At 57.2% G+C, this 16,990-nt stretch carries 19 protein-coding genes; 10 read left to right on the forward strand and 9 right to left on the reverse strand.

Annotated elements, in window-relative coordinates; translation table 11 throughout:
- Positions 1–42 precede the first annotated feature (42 nt).
- From BM069_RS19690 to BM069_RS16535, 3 genes are all read right to left on the reverse strand, one after another.
- Positions 43–252: a hypothetical protein gene (locus BM069_RS19690; protein WP_139216229.1), complete on the reverse strand. Its 210-nt coding sequence runs from the start codon at positions 250–252 to the stop codon at positions 43–45.
- A gap of 172 nt (positions 253–424) precedes the next feature.
- A complete protein-coding gene (locus BM069_RS16530; protein WP_093325335.1) occupies positions 425–1,042 on the reverse strand; it encodes an enoyl-CoA hydratase/isomerase family protein in 618 nt (205 codons plus the stop codon).
- Positions 1,039–1,791: an SDR family oxidoreductase gene (locus tag BM069_RS16535; RefSeq protein WP_093325336.1), complete on the reverse strand. Its 753-nt coding sequence runs from the start codon at positions 1,789–1,791 to the stop codon at positions 1,039–1,041. The genes BM069_RS16530 and BM069_RS16535 overlap by 4 nt, the downstream gene beginning before the upstream one ends.
- Before the next feature lie 128 nt (positions 1,792–1,919).
- On the opposite strand from BM069_RS16535, the gene BM069_RS16540 reads away from it, so the two are divergent.
- The 6 genes from BM069_RS16540 (at position 1,920) to lpxK (ending at position 8,231) form a co-directional block, all read left to right on the forward strand.
- Entirely contained in the window at positions 1,920–3,425 is a 1,506-nt protein-coding gene (locus BM069_RS16540) for a DUF2125 domain-containing protein (RefSeq protein ID WP_170846769.1), read from the forward strand.
- 110 nt (positions 3,426–3,535) lie between these two features.
- Complete coding sequence (locus BM069_RS16545) at positions 3,536–4,882, forward strand: TldD/PmbA family protein (RefSeq protein WP_093325339.1); 1,347 nt, start codon at positions 3,536–3,538, stop codon at positions 4,880–4,882.
- The gene (locus tag BM069_RS16550; RefSeq protein ID WP_093325341.1) at positions 4,869–5,657 is read left to right on the forward strand and encodes a 3'(2'),5'-bisphosphate nucleotidase CysQ; all 789 of its coding nucleotides are present in this window, start codon (positions 4,869–4,871) and stop codon (positions 5,655–5,657) included. The genes BM069_RS16545 and BM069_RS16550 overlap by 14 nt, the downstream gene beginning before the upstream one ends.
- 99 nt (positions 5,658–5,756) lie before the next feature.
- On the forward strand, positions 5,757–5,999 hold the full coding sequence (locus BM069_RS16555; RefSeq protein WP_093325342.1) for a DUF4170 domain-containing protein: 243 nt from the start codon (positions 5,757–5,759) through the stop codon (positions 5,997–5,999).
- Between the two features lie 10 nt (positions 6,000–6,009).
- Positions 6,010–7,230: a 3-deoxy-D-manno-octulosonic acid transferase gene (locus tag BM069_RS16560; RefSeq protein WP_093325344.1), complete on the forward strand. Its 1,221-nt coding sequence runs from the start codon at positions 6,010–6,012 to the stop codon at positions 7,228–7,230.
- A complete protein-coding gene (gene lpxK / locus BM069_RS16565) occupies positions 7,227–8,231 on the forward strand; it encodes a tetraacyldisaccharide 4'-kinase (RefSeq protein ID WP_093325346.1) in 1,005 nt (334 codons plus the stop codon). Before BM069_RS16560 ends, lpxK begins: the two co-directional genes overlap by 4 nt.
- 17 nt (positions 8,232–8,248) lie before the next feature.
- Here lpxK and BM069_RS16570 read toward each other — a convergent pair whose 3' ends face one another.
- Together BM069_RS16570 and BM069_RS16575 are read right to left on the reverse strand one after the other, a co-directional pair.
- Positions 8,249–8,920 carry a DsbA family protein gene (locus tag BM069_RS16570; RefSeq protein WP_093325348.1) on the reverse strand — a complete coding sequence of 224 codons (672 nt, stop codon included), beginning with the start codon at positions 8,918–8,920 and terminating at the stop codon, positions 8,249–8,251.
- Positions 8,921–9,436, reverse strand: coding sequence for a DUF721 domain-containing protein (locus BM069_RS16575; RefSeq protein WP_093325349.1), 516 nt, complete (start codon positions 9,434–9,436; stop codon positions 8,921–8,923).
- 87 nt (positions 9,437–9,523) lie between these two features.
- Between BM069_RS16575 and mutY the strand changes: the two genes are divergently transcribed.
- On the forward strand, positions 9,524–10,576 hold the full coding sequence (gene mutY / locus BM069_RS16580) for an A/G-specific adenine glycosylase (RefSeq protein ID WP_093325351.1): 1,053 nt from the start codon (positions 9,524–9,526) through the stop codon (positions 10,574–10,576).
- 59 nt (positions 10,577–10,635) lie between these two features.
- Positions 10,636–11,769 carry an alkane 1-monooxygenase gene (locus BM069_RS16585; RefSeq protein ID WP_093325433.1) on the forward strand — a complete coding sequence of 378 codons (1,134 nt, stop codon included), beginning with the start codon at positions 10,636–10,638 and terminating at the stop codon, positions 11,767–11,769.
- On the opposite strand, the gene BM069_RS16590 is transcribed toward BM069_RS16585, so the two are convergent.
- The 4 genes from BM069_RS16590 to BM069_RS16605 form a co-directional block, all read right to left on the reverse strand.
- A complete protein-coding gene (locus BM069_RS16590; RefSeq protein WP_093325352.1) occupies positions 11,766–13,172 on the reverse strand; it encodes an adenylate/guanylate cyclase domain-containing protein in 1,407 nt (468 codons plus the stop codon). The genes BM069_RS16585 and BM069_RS16590 overlap by 4 nt on opposite strands.
- A gap of 154 nt (positions 13,173–13,326) precedes the next feature.
- A complete protein-coding gene (locus BM069_RS16595) occupies positions 13,327–14,442 on the reverse strand; it encodes a site-specific DNA-methyltransferase (protein WP_093325354.1) in 1,116 nt (371 codons plus the stop codon).
- Positions 14,443–14,548: 106 nt separating this feature from the next.
- On the reverse strand, positions 14,549–15,166 hold the full coding sequence (locus BM069_RS16600; protein WP_093325355.1) for a ribonuclease HII: 618 nt from the start codon (positions 15,164–15,166) through the stop codon (positions 14,549–14,551).
- A 107-nt stretch (positions 15,167–15,273) separates the two neighbouring features.
- Positions 15,274–15,729, reverse strand: coding sequence for a hypothetical protein (locus BM069_RS16605; protein WP_093325357.1), 456 nt, complete (start codon positions 15,727–15,729; stop codon positions 15,274–15,276).
- A gap of 176 nt (positions 15,730–15,905) precedes the next feature.
- Between BM069_RS16605 and BM069_RS16610 the strand changes: the two genes are divergently transcribed.
- Positions 15,906–16,208, forward strand: coding sequence for a hypothetical protein (locus tag BM069_RS16610; protein ID WP_093325358.1), 303 nt, complete (start codon positions 15,906–15,908; stop codon positions 16,206–16,208).
- 1 nt (position 16,209) lies between these two features.
- Positions 16,210–16,884, forward strand: a complete 675-nt coding sequence (locus BM069_RS16615) for a winged helix-turn-helix domain-containing protein (protein ID WP_425288690.1) — start codon at positions 16,210–16,212, stop codon at positions 16,882–16,884.
- Positions 16,885–16,990 lie beyond the last annotated feature (106 nt).

Consider the following 16,990-nt stretch of genomic DNA (forward strand, 5'->3'; position numbering starts at 1 on the left):
CACCGCCACCCAGAAAGTGCGGAACAAACTCGCTACGGCCGTTCACACAAGCTTTCCGCCAGCCAGTTGTGGAACGCACAGCCCCGCCAGCCAGCCGTCGTTTTGGTCAAAATAGTCGGCTCCCAGCACCGCTGTAACAGAGACGGTTTTTTGCCATTCCTTCGCCGCTGGAACTTTAGAAATCTCCTGCCGACAAGAGATCGGACTATGAGATTTCGGCGGGCAGTCGTTGTGATGCGATGTCCTGCTCATTCATCAAGCTCTGTGCAAGCGCGCGATGGCACACAGGAATGGAAACCGGCCGATGTGTTCACAAATTGCCGAGCCTGAAAACACACCGACGCGATACCGACATAATACCGACGTTATGCAGCCTGCCAATTCAGCGCGCGATTCCCGATGTTAACAGGCGCTGAAAAACCGGTCATTCAGGACAACACAATGCCTTGATACCCGTTGCGATCTCGGGTTTCGCAGCAAGAGTGTCCGCTGCGATTGTCCGTGCTTCATCCAGCAGATCGTCGCGGTCCACCAACCGGTCAACCAGCCCAAAAGCCAACGCATCCGGAGCGACAACTTTTTGCCCGCCCATCAGGATCAACTTGGCCCGGGCAGGACCAATCAGCGCAGACATGCGTTTGGGATCAGAGGGTTGCGGCAGAAAACCCAGCTTCATCACCGGATAGAAAAACTTGGCTTCCGGCACCGAAATACGGATGTCACACGCCAGCGCCATCCCCATTGCCCCCCCCGCGAGCGTTCCGTTCAAGGCTGCAATGGTCAGGCCCGGAAGCGCGGCAATGGCCCCCGAAAGGCGTTCCCAAACGTCGCTGGTCGCAAGCCCGGCGCGGGCTTCTTCCAGATCAGCTCCTGCGGAGAAAACCTTGCCTGTTCCGGTGATTACCAAGACCCGCGCTTCCTGCGCGGACTCGGCAATTTCGGCCAGTTCGGTCAACATCGCATGGGTCAAAGAATTGGCCTTGTCCGGACGGTTGATGGTAACAACCCACAGCCCTGAAGGTTCCTTGATAAGTTCGATCATATCAAGCCGACCTTGCGGCGGATGTCTTCGTCACGCAGGGAAATCTCGTCGCCAAGCCAGTCATCTGCTTCAGAAGAACACATCCACAAAAGACATTTGGCTGGCCACTCCGGCGGGATATGGTCGGACCATTCCAGCTTCGATACAGGATTGATACCGCTGGCCTTGATTTCACGCTGCATCTGCGTCGCCACAGTGCCAGGGCTCAGACCGATAGCACGGATGCCCTTCTCGCCAGCTTCCTTGTGCACACAGCGCGTCAGCATGTTCGCCGCAGCTTTGGACGCACAGTAGTGGCTCCACGCTTCAACGGGTCCATGCGCTGCACCGGAACTTATGGTCAAAATCGAGCCACCGCCCGCCTTTTCCATCAAGGGCATCACCGCGCGCATGCCGTGATAAACCCCTTTGAGATTGATATCGATTACCTGCCCCCAATCGGCTGGAATAGATTGGTCTATATGGGAAATCGGCTCCACCACACCGGCATTGTTGATCAGGATATCAACTCCGCCAAAGGCCTTCACAGCTGCATTCACAGCCGCCTCAACCTGCGCGTAGTCCGCAACATCGCATGTCACCGCCAATGCCGCATCGCCGATGTCTGCCGCGATCGCCTCGATCGCTGCTGCCCCTCGCGCGGTCAACACAACGTTGGCACCAGCCGCAGCGAACTCTCGCGCCGCGCTTTCACCAATTCCTCGGCTCGCGCCGGTGATCATCACTGTTTTTCCGGAAACATCAGACATTTTGTTCTCCCGCCTTGTACTGACACACAGCTACTTTGCCTGTCGGGAATGGTCCAGCCTTTCGACTTGACGCCGCCACCGGTTCTACGGAGTCTATGGCCAACGTGTTGTTACAAGGATCATCCACAATGTCTTTTCCGCTTTCTCGCAAATTGCTTGCAACCACAGCGAGCCTCGCTCTTTTGTCCGGCCCGGCCTTCGCCGATGTCTCGGCTCAGGACGTTTGGGACAACTGGCGCGCGGCGTTGCAGGAGTACGGCTACGCCCTGACAGCCACAGAGGAAGCTTCCGGCAGCGCTCTGGTGATCAAAGACCTAGTTATGAGCATGGACATTCCAGAGGACGAAGCATCTGTGTCTGTCTCGATGGAAGAACTGACTTTCACGGAAAACGGTGACGGCACGGTGAACATCGCCGTGCCCCAAAACATGCCGCTCAATTTTTCGGTCAGTGACGGCGGCGAGGATGTCGAAGCGAAAGTCACGGTTTCCCATGATGGCATGTCCACCGTTGCCTCTGGCACCAAAGATGAGATGACCTACACTTACGGCGCGTCCTCCATCACCGCGTCGCTGGACACACTCGTTGTCAACGGAGAGACCATCTCCGATATCGACGCATCGGGCGCAATCGGCGGCCTGTCCGGCACCCAAACGCTTGCTATGGGGGACACAATTTCCGGCATGCAACAGATGTCTGCCGACAGTATGTCCCTTATGGTGAAGGGCAATGATCCGGAATCCGGCGACTTGATCGACATGTCGGTTTCCTTTGCCGACATTCAGGCGTCCAGCGACAGCGCATGGCCCAAAGGGGCAATCGCCAGCAGCGACCCCAGCGCGATGTTTGTCGAGGGCATGAAAGTTGTGGGGTCCGTCACAATGCAAAGCATGGCTCTCGCGGCAGCGTTCGAGGATGAGGAAGGTCCCGGCCAGATCAACATGACCACCGGCGCAGGTGGACTCGATCTGGATTTCACGGATGCGATGATTGCCTATGGCGGCAAGATCACAGAGGTCGCGGCGTCGGTGATGGCTCCTGATGTGCCCCTCCCGATTGATGTAACGTTTGGCGAGCTGGGATACGACATGGCTATTCCGCTCAAGGCGTCTGAGGCGGAACAAGACTTCAAACTCGGCCTGAATTTCACTGACATTGGCCTGTCAGACTTCATCTGGAACTTGTTTGACGCCAATTCTGTCCTGCCACGTGATGCCGCGACTCTGGTTCTTGGCCTGTCGGGCAAAGCCACCGTTTTCCAAGATCTCGTGACGTTGGATGAGGACATGGACGAAGCCCCCGGTGAAGTGAATGCCGTGTCTCTCGACGTTCTGGAGCTCAAGGCCGCCGGCGCGGACATCTCTGGCACTGGCAGCTTTACGTTCGACAACTCGGATTTGGCTTCCTTTGACGGCTTCCCCCGCCCCGAAGGGGCAATCGACGTGAAACTGAATGGCATCAATGGCCTGATGGACAAGTTGATCCAGATGGGCCTTCTGCCTGAAGAACAGGCCATGCCCGCGCGCATGATGATGGGCATGTTTACGGTTCCAGTTGGCGACGATCAGCTGACATCACGTATCGAGGTCAATGACCAAGGTCACGTACTCGCGAATGGTCAACGTCTTAAGTAATCGAACGAAACACCACTCAAGAGGCCGCGCCTTCGCGGCCTCTTTTTTGTTGCCGCTTGCACGGATGCGCCGCGCGGTCTAACTCAAATGAAACACCGAACGAGGACAGCATGGCACATTCCCCCGAAGCTCTGACCCAGCATCTCCTTGACGCGGCGCGCGCCGCCGGGGCCGACGCCAGTGACGCGATCGTGGTTTCCGGCACATCCCTTTCAATAGAAGTACGGGATGCAAAGCTCGAACAGGCCGAGCGCTCTGAAGGGCTGGATCTTGGCCTGCGTGTACTGGTGGGACAACGGCAGGCGAATGTTTCCATCTCCGATGCCCGCCCCGCCGCTATCCAGGAAATGGCCGAGCGTGCTGTGGCAATGGCCAAAGAGGCGCCCGAAGATCCCTATGTGGGCCTTGCCACATCAGACCAACTGGCCCGCGATCGGGATGCTCGCAATTTGGAGCTCGCGGACACCGCTTCTGAACCTGATCCTTCCACTCTCCAAACGGACGCCCTGCAAACCGAGGCGGCGGCGCTAGAAGTCGCGGGTATCAGCCAAGTGCAATCCGCCGTCTCAGGTTATTCTGCCACCGACGTGTGGATTGCCGCCTCTAACGGATTTTCCGGCGGGTATCGCCGCACAAGCCGCGGCACCTATTGCACCGCGATCGCTGGCAAAGGCGACAGCATGGAGCGAGACTATGACGGCGACAGCCGCGTCTTCGCAACAGATATGCGCGATCCGGCCGACATTGGCCGCTCTGCCGCCGAACGGGCGGTTGAGCGCCTGAATGCTCGCCAGCCACAAACTGGCGCATATCCGGTCCTCTTTGACGAGCGCATCTCAAGTTCTCTTTTGGGCCACCTTCTTGCGGCGGCCAACGGCGCAACGGTTGCGCGCGGGTCCGGTTGGCTACGGGAGAAACTGGGCGACCAGATCCTGCCCAAAGGGCTTTCCTTAGTGGAAGATCCTCATCGCCCACGAGTCACAGGCTCGCGCTTGTTTGACGCCGAAGGTCTTCCAACGAAACGCCGCGCCATTGTGGACAACGGCGTTCTTACTGGCTGGACACTCGATCTCGGCAATGCCCGCAAACTGGGCCTCACCAGCACCGCCAATGCCGCCCGCGGTGTCTCCGGCCCGCCGTCACCTTCCAACTGGAATGTGGCACTCACACAAGGCGACAAGTCTCGCGACGAATTGTTGAAAGAGATGGGAACCGGCCTTCTTGTTACTTCGCTAATCGGCTCCACGATCAACCCAAACACCGGCGATTATTCTCGCGGCGCGTCGGGGTTCTGGATCGAAAATGGCGAAATCACCCATGCGATCAATGAATGCACCATTGCGGGTAATCTGCTTGATATGATGCGCGGCCTGATACCAGCTAACGACGCCCGTTTGCATCTGTCGCGCCCCGTTCCATCATTGCTTGTCGAAGGGCTCACCCTTGCCGGATCGTGATCTGCAACTTCTGCTGGACGCAGCCAATGAGGCTGGCCGCATCGCCACCAGCTACACAGGAGCAAGTGCGGTTTCGTGGGACAAACCCGACGGTGCTGGCCCCGTGACGGAGGCGGATCTGGCGGTCAACAAAATGCTAGAGGCTACTCTTCTGGGTGAACGACCCGACTACGGCTGGCTGAGCGAAGAAAGCCAAGACAACCCTGATCGCCTTGGGGCAGAGCGCAGCTTCATCATTGATCCCATCGACGGCACCCGAAGCTTTATCGACGGGTCAGACACCTGGGCACATTCTCTCGCGATTGCTGACCGAGGCGAGGTGGTGGCAGCGGTGGTGTTTCTGCCTAAGCGGGAGCGGCTCTATGCCGCCGCCAAGGGACAAGGCGCGACTCTGAATGGCGCACCGATCAAGGCCAGCGCCCAACCGTTGCTCACCGAGGCCAAAGTTCTCGCGGCCCGTCCGGTCATGCACTCTGATCTGTGGCGCGACAAGGCACCGGAGTTTCAACTCGGCTATCGCCCTTCGCTGGCTTATCGCCTCGCATTGGTCGCGCAAGGCCGGTTCGACGCAATGCTGACTTTGCGTCCGACATGGGAATGGGACATCGCTGCCGGTGATTTGATCCTGAGAGAAGCTGGCGCAGTGGTTTCTGACCGCATGTCCGAACCCCTTGTGTTCAACAAAGCAGATCCGCGTCTGAATGGCGTTGTGGCAGGGGGCGCCCCCTTGCAACGCCAGATTTGTGATGCGCTTGCGCCAGTAAGCCCCCTTTGATTTTTGCATCACTGCAAGTGTAAAAACAGGTCTGCCCTTGAGGCCCTGTGCCATCACCTTTAGTTTGCGCCCAACACAGCATCTCAAAGGAGAGCATACATGGCACAGCGCCTGCACCTCGTATTCGGTGGTGAACTGATCGACCCGACCAAGACAGCCTTCAAAGATGTCGACGATATCCACATCGTGGGTATTTTCCCCGACTATCAATCGGCTTATGACGCTTGGAAAGCCGAAGCACAGCGCACGGTGGACAACGCGCACATGCGTTACTTCATTGCGCATTTGCACCGTTTGCGTGACGAGGAAGCCGCTGCTTCTTCGACCGAAGAACTAGGCTGAGGCGATCTGAATGCCGCGCTCGCTCGGACTGGCAGCATATCTGGCCTTTGCCCGCCGCCAACCGCGCAAGCCGGCTTCATTCGACATCCCCCGCCCGAACGGAGAGTTGATCTGGCTTCATTGCTCAGACCCCGCGCGGGCGCGCAGCCTCGCGCAACTGGGCTTGCGTCTATCGCATTTACGCGACGACACCCAAAAGGTGCTGATCACAACATCCGGCGACCAGCCTCCAACGCAAGATTTGCCGGATGGTGCCATCTGGCAGGCTTGCCCGTCGGAAAACCCCGCCGATGCAGAGGCTTTTCTGGATCATTGGCGTCCTGATCTGCTGATTTGGTTGGGGAGCCTTTTACGCCCGGCCCTGACCGTTGCAAGTTTCAACCGTATGCCCTGTATGTTGTTGGAACCTGATGCGCCCGCTTTGGAAAACAAACGTTGGCGCGTCGGGCCGGAGCCGATCCGAGCCACCCTCGCCCATTTTAACGTCATCCTTGCCGACACGCCGGCTATTGCCAGCCGCTTCCGATCAATGCTGCCGGACGATGTCGAAGTGCACGAAGGCGGTCTGCTCACGGAAGAAGCTCCGGCACTGGCCTGTGTGGATTCCGATTTGAACGAATTGCGCCAGGCCCTTGCCGGACGGCCGGTCTGGTTGGCGTCGCACGTACAATCTGATGAGATGCCTGCCATTTTGTCAGCATATCGTGCGGCTTTGCGTCTCTCCCATCGACTGCTTTTGGTGGTGGTGCCCGACACCCACGACGACGCGGACAAGGTTCATGCGCAAGTCACCGCACAGGATTGGCGAGCCGCCTTTTGGGAGGACGGCGAGTTTCCGGAACGCGAAACACAAGTGCTTTTGACTGAAACGCCGTCCGAATTGGGCCTTTGGTACCGCGTCGCACCGGTCAGTTTCATCGGCTCTTCTCTGGTCCCCGGTCATGGGGGGCGCGACCCATTGGAAGCTGCCGCGCTCGGATCAGCCGTGGTTTACGGACCCTCCGTTCGCAACCATCTGGACAGCTATACCCGACTTGCAAACGCAGGCGCGGCCCGCATTGTGCGTGACGCTGACAGCTTGGCCACCGCCCTCATACAACTTGCCGCCCCCGATCAGCTTGCGTCTATGGCGCACGCAGGGTGGCAAGTGATATCCGAGACGGCGGAAGTCACGGACGCTATTATCGCGCATGCACAACGCCTACTGGACGGAGAGGACGTTCCCACATGAAGCCCCCCCTCTTCTGGACCAACCCTCCTACCTCGCCGGGTTGGCGATCGACGCTACTGGCCCCTCTGGGGGGGCTTTATGCTTTTGCCACCAAACGGCGCCTGTCAAACGACGCACACGCCTACCGCGCACCCGTGCCGGTGATTTGTATCGGCAACCTGAACGCAGGCGGAACTGGGAAAACCCCGACTGCAATTGCTCTTGTTCAACACCTGCAAGCGCGGGGCGTGTCGCCTCATGTCGTGTCTCGTGGCTACGGCGGCAGCCTTGAGGGGCCGGTCGAGGTGCATGAACGGACCCACACAGCGGATCAAACCGGAGACGAACCTCTCCTGCTCGCGGCGTTTGCTCCGACATGGGTTGCCAAGGACCGCGCCGCTGGCGTCAAGGCGGCCGCCGAGGCCGGCGCCAAAGTGATTCTGCTGGACGACGGGTTTCAAAACCCCAGTGTACACAAGGACGCCTCAATCGTTGTGGTTGATGCGCAGCGCGGCTTTGGAAATGGCCGCTGTATTCCAGCCGGCCCCTTACGAGAGCCGGTGAAACCCGGTTTAGCGCGAGCAGATATCCTGCTGTCTATTGGAAATACAAAGTCGCAAGACGCATTCTCCAAAACCTGGAGCGACTGCATCTCGATGCCTCAGATCTCTGGTGAACTCAAACCGCTGCCCACGGGCATGGACTGGACGCGCACTCCATTTCTGGCTTTTGCAGGCATTGGTCATCCGGAAAAGTTCTTTGCCACCCTGCGTGATCTAGGCGCAACCATCCTGCATGCCGAAGCTCTGGATGACCACCAACCCCTGTCACCGCAACTTCTGACCCGATTGTCGATGGATGCGCAACGTCTTGGCGCGCAGCTCGTCACCACGGAGAAAGACGCCGTGCGTTTGCCGCAGGATATGCGCCGCGAGGTGTTAACCGTGCCTGTCAGATTGGAACTTGAGGATTGGTCGGAAGTGGATGCGATGCTGGATCGCGTATTGCCCGAGCAGGCGTAACCCGCTCGGGCAAAGGGTCAATTTGCCAGCTTGCCGTCAAGAAGTGCCTTGAGGTCTTTGTAGCTCATGTTGGAGTGCATCTCGCCGTCAATGATCAGCGACGGAGTGGAGCTGATGTTGTCGGCTGCGGCGTTTTTCTGGAACCAACCCACCAGAGCTTTGGCCTTGTCTTCGTCTTCCAGACAGGCTTGCAGCGTTTCATCGTCCAGACCTGCAAGACGACCGGTCTTGCGCAGAGCGCCAGCGATGGCGACCGGGTCGCCCGCGCGGCTCCACTCGGATTGGGTTTCCATAAGAATGTCGGTGATACCAAAGAATTTCTCGGTGCCGCCACAACGAGCGACCATGCTCGCCCACAGGCCAAAGCGATCAAAATACACGTCACGGAATATAAACTTCACTTTTCCTGTGTCCACATAGTCTGCCTTCAGCGGCTTGAGAACTTCACTATGAAAGGTTGCGCAGTGAGGACACGTGAACGAGGCATATTCGACAATCGTGATAGGCGCATCTTCGGCCCCCATCACCATTTCTACGATACCCGATGTATCAACATCCGCACCATCGGAAGACACCGGTTCAATGTTGGTCACACCAGCCACAGGGCTGGTTTGTTGCGCGTTCATCCAATAGGCGCCGCCGGCAATCGCAAGAGCGGCCACTGCCACAATGGGAAAGAGTCGTTTCATTTAGAAACCTTTCTTCGAGTGTTTGTTTTTTCCGAGAACATTTTCGGCGAGACGCGCAAGCGCGTGCCGCAATTCTGTGTCACCAACCGGCGCGGCCACCTCAGCGGCTTCCCGAACCACGTTCGGGTCTTTGGGCGCATCCGCAGGTGTCTTGCGGTGAGAAAACTGTGCTTGCCCATCAGCAAAACCGGTCGCGGCGGTCTGCGTGATCCGCAGGTGCGTTATGGCATTGTATCCATAGGCGGCATTCACGCGGCTGCGCAGTTTTTCTTTTTGCATTTCCAACATAGGGGCCTGCGCGCCGGTCGTTAAAACTGTCAGTGTCGCTCCAAATCCTGTCCGCCCGTATTTCACGTCTACGGGGCGACAGATGCCCGCCATATCTTGCCCGACAATCTCGGCCCAATGCGTCAGCACTCGAGTCACCGCAAAACCACGGCTTTCGCCCGCGCTGCGGATGCGGTCCCGCAGCAACGTCGAAGTGCGCTTAAAGCCTTTGGTCGTGGCGCGTCGCATGGTCGGCCTTGCATCCTTGGATCGGTGGCTATCTTAGTAGCACCGCGCCCGTGTGCCAGCGAAACCGTTCAATTGGAGGGATAAAACTTGCGTGATTTGCCTGACAGCGCCGATTTGCTGGAGTGGTACGACCGTCATGCCCGTGTCTTGCCCTGGCGGATAGCACCAGCACAACGCGAGGCAGGGGTGCAGCCTGACCCCTATCGTGTTTGGCTTTCTGAGATCATGTTGCAACAAACCACTGTGGCAGCGGTCAAAGACTACTATTTGCGGTTCACAACCCGATGGCCCACCGTGCGCGATCTGGCCGACGCTGCGGATGAAGATGTGATGGCTGAATGGGCGGGGCTTGGATACTATGCCCGCGCACGGAACCTGCTGAAGTGCGCGCGTGTCGTGGCGCATGAGTTGGAAGGCCAATTCCCGTCCAACTATGACGATCTGCTGGCCCTCCCTGGAATCGGCCCCTACACCGCAGGCGCAGTGTCAGCAATTGCATTTAACCAACCCTCCACGGTTGTGGATGGCAATGTTGAACGGGTCATGGCGCGTCTGTTTGATGTGCACACACCACTTCCCGCTGCAAAACCTGAACTGACCGAGAGGGCGACGACCCTGACGCCGACCCAACGCCCGGGGGACTATGCACAGGCTGTGATGGACCTTGGCGCGACACTCTGTTCACCACGCAATCCGGCCTGCGGCATCTGCCCCTGGCGCGCACCTTGCAAGGCGCGAGACAAAGGCACTGCGGCAGAACTGCCCAAAAAGACTCCCAAAAAACCCAAACCGACCCGATACGGCACCGTCTACATCGCCAAACGCGTTGACGGCGCGTATTTGCTGGAGCGGCGCCCTGACTCTGGCCTTTTGGGTGGCATGCTCGGTTGGCCTGGGTCTGAGTGGCGAGAAGGCGCCGCCCCTGATAGCGAGTCGCCTATCCGCGCGGAATGGAGAACCCTAAACGGCGAGGCGCGTCATACCTTCACCCATTTCCACCTGCGTCTAACGGTGAAAACCGCATTGGTACCGATGGACCGCAATGTGCAGTCGGGCTTCTTTGTCGAAGCTGAAGACTTCTCGCCGACCGACCTGCCAACGGCCATGCGAAAAGCATTTGCACTTACCACCGCCTCCTAGACCCGTTGCAGCGCCCGTAGCTTATACGCATACTCCGGTCAAACCCGATGGAGTCGCCGATGATCCCTGCCGAGCAAGTCGCAAAATTGTCCAACGCTTTGCCGTTCTGGCTGTCGATGCTTTTGATCCCGATAATCTGGATCACTGCAGGTCTGGGTGGTTGGTGGGTGGCTCTTGTCCCGCTTACCACATGGTATCTGTTTGCCGGTTTGGACAGCCTCTTTGGCCTCAATCTCGAGAATGCTGATCCTGAAACCTCTGACGAGCAGCTGCAGTTTTACAGCATGCTCACCAAAGTTTGGCCGATTGCGCAATTCTTCACACTTTTTGGCCTGATCTGGTTTGCCACCCATACCGATCACCTGTCAGTTGCCGCAACGATCGGTCTTTTTTTCGGCATGGGCGTGATCTCCGGCACCATTGGGATCAATTATTCCCACGAGCTGATGCACCAAAAGAACAACACAGAGCGTTGGATGGCAGATATTCTTCTGGCGATGGTGCTGTATTCTCATTTCCGTTCCGAACATCTGCTGGTGCATCATCGCTACGTCGGCACCCCGCGCGATCCGGTGACTGCGCGGTACAACGAAGGCTTCCACCGCTTTTTCCCGCGCGTCCTGATCGGCTGTTTCAAAAGCGCCTTCCGCGCGGAAAAAGCCATGCTGGAACGCAAGAACTTGCCATGGACGGATCTGTCCAACCCATTCTTCCGCTATTGGGCGCTACAGGGCGCCATGTTGCTCCTGGCGCTGATTGTTGGCGGGTGGATCGGACTTCTTTTGTTCATCTGGCAGGCCTACATCGCCATTTGGCAACTGGAACTGGTGAACTATGTCGAACACTACGGCCTCACCCGTAAACACTTGGGCGACGGCAAATATGAACACGTCAAACCGCACCACAGCTGGAATGCTGCACACAAGGCTTCCAACTGGCTGCTGATCAACCTGCAACGCCACTCGGACCATCACTACAAGCCAGACCGCCGGTTCCCACTTTTGCAAAACTACACCGATGCCGAGGCACCCCAGTTGCCCTATGGCTATCCCGTGATGACAATTGCGGCGATGATCCCGCCGTTATGGAAAAAGGTGATGAACCCGCGCGTTCGCAAATGGCGCGGGATGTATTATCCCGAAATCACCAACTGGCACGCATACAACAAGGCAAAAAACCCTATGCCACGTTAGGAAAAATGGCTGTCCGGACGATCAAATGCCCAGACGGTCAATTTTTCTGCTACGCCTCGGACATCCTGATCAGTGAACTTCTGCAATCCGTCTAGGCAAGCGTCCCCACCTTCGCGGATTACCTCAGTTCTCATGCCGTCGCTGATGACCAGTCGCGCGTTCAGGCCACGGGTCATACTTTCCAGTCTTGAGGCCACGTTGACCGTGTTGCCCACCACCGCAAACTCCAGCCGGTTTGCGCCGATATCGGCAAGAACGGCAGGGCCATAGTGGGCACCGAACCCAACGCGCAATGGTTGCTGACCGCTTGCAATTCTGGCGTTGTTCCATTCATCCACGTCCGCCATCATTTGCCGCACACAGCGCAGGGCGTTCTGCGCGTCGTGTTCGGAGGGGCTGGGCGTGCCGAAAGTCGCCATCAAACCATCGCCAAGATATTTGTCCAGCGTTCCGTTGTGCGCGAAGACCGCCGTTTCCATAAGCCCGTGAAAGTCACGCAAGGTGGCGATCACCTCTTCCGGAGTGCGCTCTGCCGCAAACTCTGTAAAACCCACAATGTCCACAAAGAGCACTGCAATATTGTGACTGCGGATCTGTTTGAGTGGTTCATCGTTCTGACTGAGTTCTTCCACGACATTGGGCGAGAAATAGCGCGACAGATTGGTCCGCTCGCGCTCCAACGCGGCGTTTGAACGCAGCAATCGATTGAAGCGGCGCACCGAAAGTCCCAACGTGATCGACACCAGCAGAAAAACTACGATTTCCTGTATCCGCAGCCTGACGTTGAACGCGTTCGGTTCAATTAGACTGGCGAGATCAGGCCACCCGGGCAAGGATTCCATCACCGCATTCGTCATGCCAGGCACCGGATCGGAAAGCCAGATCGACAGACCCAAAGCAACGGCCCACATCAAGGACGTCCATGTTCCGATTGCGATGACCGTCCGCCACGAATACGCGAGAGTGCCCACCGCTAGGATCAGGAACAGATAATTGAAATTGCCAAACCGATACTGCATCGCTTGAGGCCAGTCATCCAATCCAATCGGATTTGGACCGATCATCCCGACCACCATCAAAAGCAGGTCGACAAAAATCAAAACCAGCTCTGTGCGGGATTTTCCTACGCGGCCGACCTTTCGGATCCACCAACCGTTGATGCACAGAAGCAGCAGGATGAATTCATAGTACAGCACCTCCGGCCACGGGGCGACAAACAACAACAGAACCCCGATCACCGACATCGCGATCCAACGGGCTTGAACCGCCATCTCTAGGCCCTGGCGTTTATGGAGTTCCAGAGCGGCCTCGGTATAGCTGTCGTCGCGAAACCCCTCGGTCTCAAAACGGTCAAGCACAACTGCTTCATTTTCGGAAATGTTGTCCGCGGTCTCTCGGGCCATTTGTCGGCTCCTCCCTGCTCCTCGCTCCAGATAGGTGCAACTCTCTCCTAACACACCCCCCAGACACCAAAAAACCCCGCCGATTTACGGCGGGGCAAGTCATAGCGCCAATCCTTCCTAAGGTCGGATCGCGCTGGCGGTATCACTTGAGTGATTAGTTTGGACGCGCGGCCATCTCTGACCGGATCTGCTGACGCAGCAGGTCAATCGGTACCTTCTTGCCGTCCTTTTTGAACGACCAGTAGGTCCAGCCATTGCAGCTTGGCGCACCTTCAAGATGCGCGCCGACTTGGTGGATCGACCCTTTTATGTCGTCCCCGATCAGCGTGCCATCAGCACGGACCTTCGCCTTGTGACGGCCGTTAAGAGAGTAGAGTTCTTCCCCTGGACGCAGCATTCCACGTTCGACCAATTGGCCAAACGGCACCCGCGGCTCAGCGCGTTTCGACGCTGTGACCTGCAATGCTTCGCGGTCAAATTTGCGCACAGATTTGATGCGCTTCTCGGCCACCTTGCGGTAGGCCTCTTCGCGTTCAATACCGATGAATTCACGACCCAGCATCTTGGCTACCGCACCCGTGGTGCCGGTGCCAAAGAAAGGATCGAGAATTACGTCACCCGGATTGGTCGATCCGACCAGAACGCGGTGCAACAGGCTTTCCGGCTTTTGCGTCGGATGGGCTTTGTCACCGTTTTCGTCTTTCAGACGTTCGTGCCCTGTGCAGATCGGCAGGACCCAATCGGATCGCATCTGCACGCCTTCGTTCAGCGCCTTTAGAGCTTCATAGTTGAAGGTGTATTTCGCGCCTTCGGATTTGGACGCCCAGATCATTGTTTCATGGGCATTGGTGAACCGCTTTCCACGGAAATTCGGCATCGGATTGGACTTGCGCCACACCACGTCGTTCAGAATCCAGAAGCCTTGGTTCTGCAATTCCGCACCCATGCGGAAGACATTGTGATAACTGCCGATCACCCAGATCGCGCCGTTCGGTTTCAGGATACGACGTGCGGCCTTGAGCCATGCGCGGGTAAACTTGTCATAAGCCGCAAAGCTGGAAAACTGGTCCCAGTCATCGTCGACCGCGTCCACCTTGGAATTGTCCGGACGGTGCAAATCACCCTTCAACTGCAAGTTATAGGGCGGATCCGCAAAGATCAGGTCGATGGAATTCTCGGGCAGACCGTTCATCACCTCGATGCAGTCGCCAGACAAAATACTATTGATCGGGAGCGCGGGCGCGCTCTTCGCTTTGGTTGTTGTTTTCATTTTCTGCCTCATACACGGCGCAGTTTTTTCGCGCTCGTTGATTGCCTCTAGGATGAGTCAAAGCTGATTCGGCGTCAAATTCTTTTTTGAAACAACAACTTACATTTTACTCTTGATACAAGATATTGTGTACGGGCTTGAAGGACCGTCTATGATGTGGGGTAACACCAAGATTTTGCAGCGCTTCTTTGTGGCTTTTTGACGGATATCCGGCATTCGTTTCCCACCCATAGCCGGGGAACTGTTGCGCCAAATCCATCATGATCGCATCGCGTTCGATTTTTGCCACGATGGATGCGGCCGCAATAGACACAGAACGTCCATCCCCTTTGACCACTGCCTCTGACGTCAGCGTCAAGCCGCGCGGGATCAAGTTCCCGTCGATCAAAAGGTAATCCGGCGCGGGAACAAGAGCCGCAACGGCACGCTCCATCGCGATGTGACTCGCCCGCAAGATATTGTGCTCATCAATCTCCTCCACGCTGGCATGGGCCACGGAAACTTGTGCCACGGTTCGAATTTCCGCGGCCAAAGCAATGCGCCGTTTCGCGCTGAGCTTTTTGGAGTCATTCAAACCAGCGGGAATTCGCGCAGGATCAAGGATGACGGCCGCGGCTGTGACAGGGCCAGCCAGAGGCCCGCGGCCTACTTCATCCACTCCGGCAACGCGCGATGCACCCCCTGCCAGAGCTAGGGCTTCAAGAGAAAAATCAGGACTGTTCATGTCAATTTCCAAACACGACACAGGCCGGTGCGCAATACAAAAAGCCGGAGCCCCACCGTCAGCACTCCGGCTTTCCCTGCCGATCTACGCCGGCTCTGCCTGATGGTTTAGCGCCATGTCACATCGTAGCCACGCTTGCGCAGGCATTGGGTTTTGTATCCCGTCACCGTGCGGCCGTGTTGGTTGACCCCTCTAAAGTGGCACTGTTGCGGCAGGCGGTGCGCGCGAATTCTGGACTGCGACAAACACCCTGACCCGTAGGCCTGAACAATGCGCCCGTTGCGCATGATAAAGTTTCGCGAGCACCGTGGCGGCAGATAGGTCCAAGAAACCGGGCGATCTGGACGCACATCACGCGGGCGTGGGTCACGGGGGCGCGCAACCGGAACGGGCTTGTCGTCATTGTCGTTGCTCACGGCGCTGCCGATAATGACCAAAGCTGTGGCGCCAAAAAGGATCTTGGCGAGGTCATCGTCACTGAGGGCTTTTGCCGGCAGCGCCGAGATTCCCGTTACGGTCATGGCAAGCCCAAGAACGGTTGCGATAAAGTGTTTGGAGGTCATGGTGTGTCCTTCCTGTCAGGTTTGTGCTCGATTGGTGACGCGAAGTGCGTCGGTGATGAGTTCACAGTCCCTAAAAAACAAAAAATCACTCAATATCAGTCGCTTGATATCCTATAGCCGCTCCAATTTTGGCACTGGTTATTGAATATCACACCGTTTCAGAGCACTCTCGCCTCATGTTCAAACAATATTCATACCCCCTGCGCTTGGTCGCCATTGCGGTCACACTCGCGCTGGCATCACCTGTTGCCGCGGCGGAGTGTTATGCCGACTACAAAGCAAAAAAAGACAACCCATTGCGTCTGCACTACGGGGTCGTGGCTTTGGATAACGGGTGCAGCATGGACTCAGCGCGTACAGAAATCTCCGCCCGTATCGCCAAGGATGGCTGGAAGCTGCTAAACGTGCTTTCGGTCTTTGACGAAACCCAACTCTCGGGAAAGGAAGCCAGTGCAGGCCAATTCTACCTCCGCTACTGATGTGCGTCGCAACGGCGGCAGACTGGTTGGCATTGGCATCAGTGCCATTGTTGTCATTCTTCTGATCGCTGGCATCGTCCTGATTGCCACGTTGCCGGACGCGAACGCCTTCAACGCACGCGTTGAACAGTTGTTTTTCGAAAACGACATGCTGACAGGACAGGCAGAAATCAAACTGCTGGAAATCCTGGCACAGTCCGGAACTGCTTTTGCTGACACCTTGGCCAGCTATCGCATGGTGATCCTCGTCTTGCTGGTGTTCGCCACCGCAATGATGATCGCGGCATTGGTGTTTCTTGTGGCTCTGGTAACGATGAACCGGCGTATGGCCCAGATTGAACGCTCAGGCATTCAGGTGAATTCTCTGATTGTGAGCCGCGATGAAAAAACGGTTTACCTCAACAACATGGGTTTCACGTTGACTGAGGCGGCGATGGAAACGCTTTCGGTTCTGGCCGAGGCGCGCCTTGATGACGACGTTATTTCCGGCATCGAAATTGAGGCTATAATTTCCGGCAAGCCGGCAACGGACTGTGACGAAGCGGCAGGTGCCACGCGCATCAAACGTCTGCGCGACAGTCTTGGCAATCAAATGGTCAGTGAACTTTTGGTCAAGAATATTGCGCGCAAAGGCTACATGCTTGCGATCGACAAGGACGTGATCCGCGTGCTGTGATCCACCTTCGGGCCACCGCGTTCCATTTATCTGACACCCGTGCGGGGTTGGATTTTCACCTCTCAGGCCTCACATTGTGAACCAACAGGAGAGGGAGGATCGCCCA

It is taken from the genome of Shimia haliotis (assembly GCF_900114415.1).
GTDB classification, from domain to species: Bacteria; Pseudomonadota; Alphaproteobacteria; order Rhodobacterales; family Rhodobacteraceae; genus Shimia; species Shimia haliotis.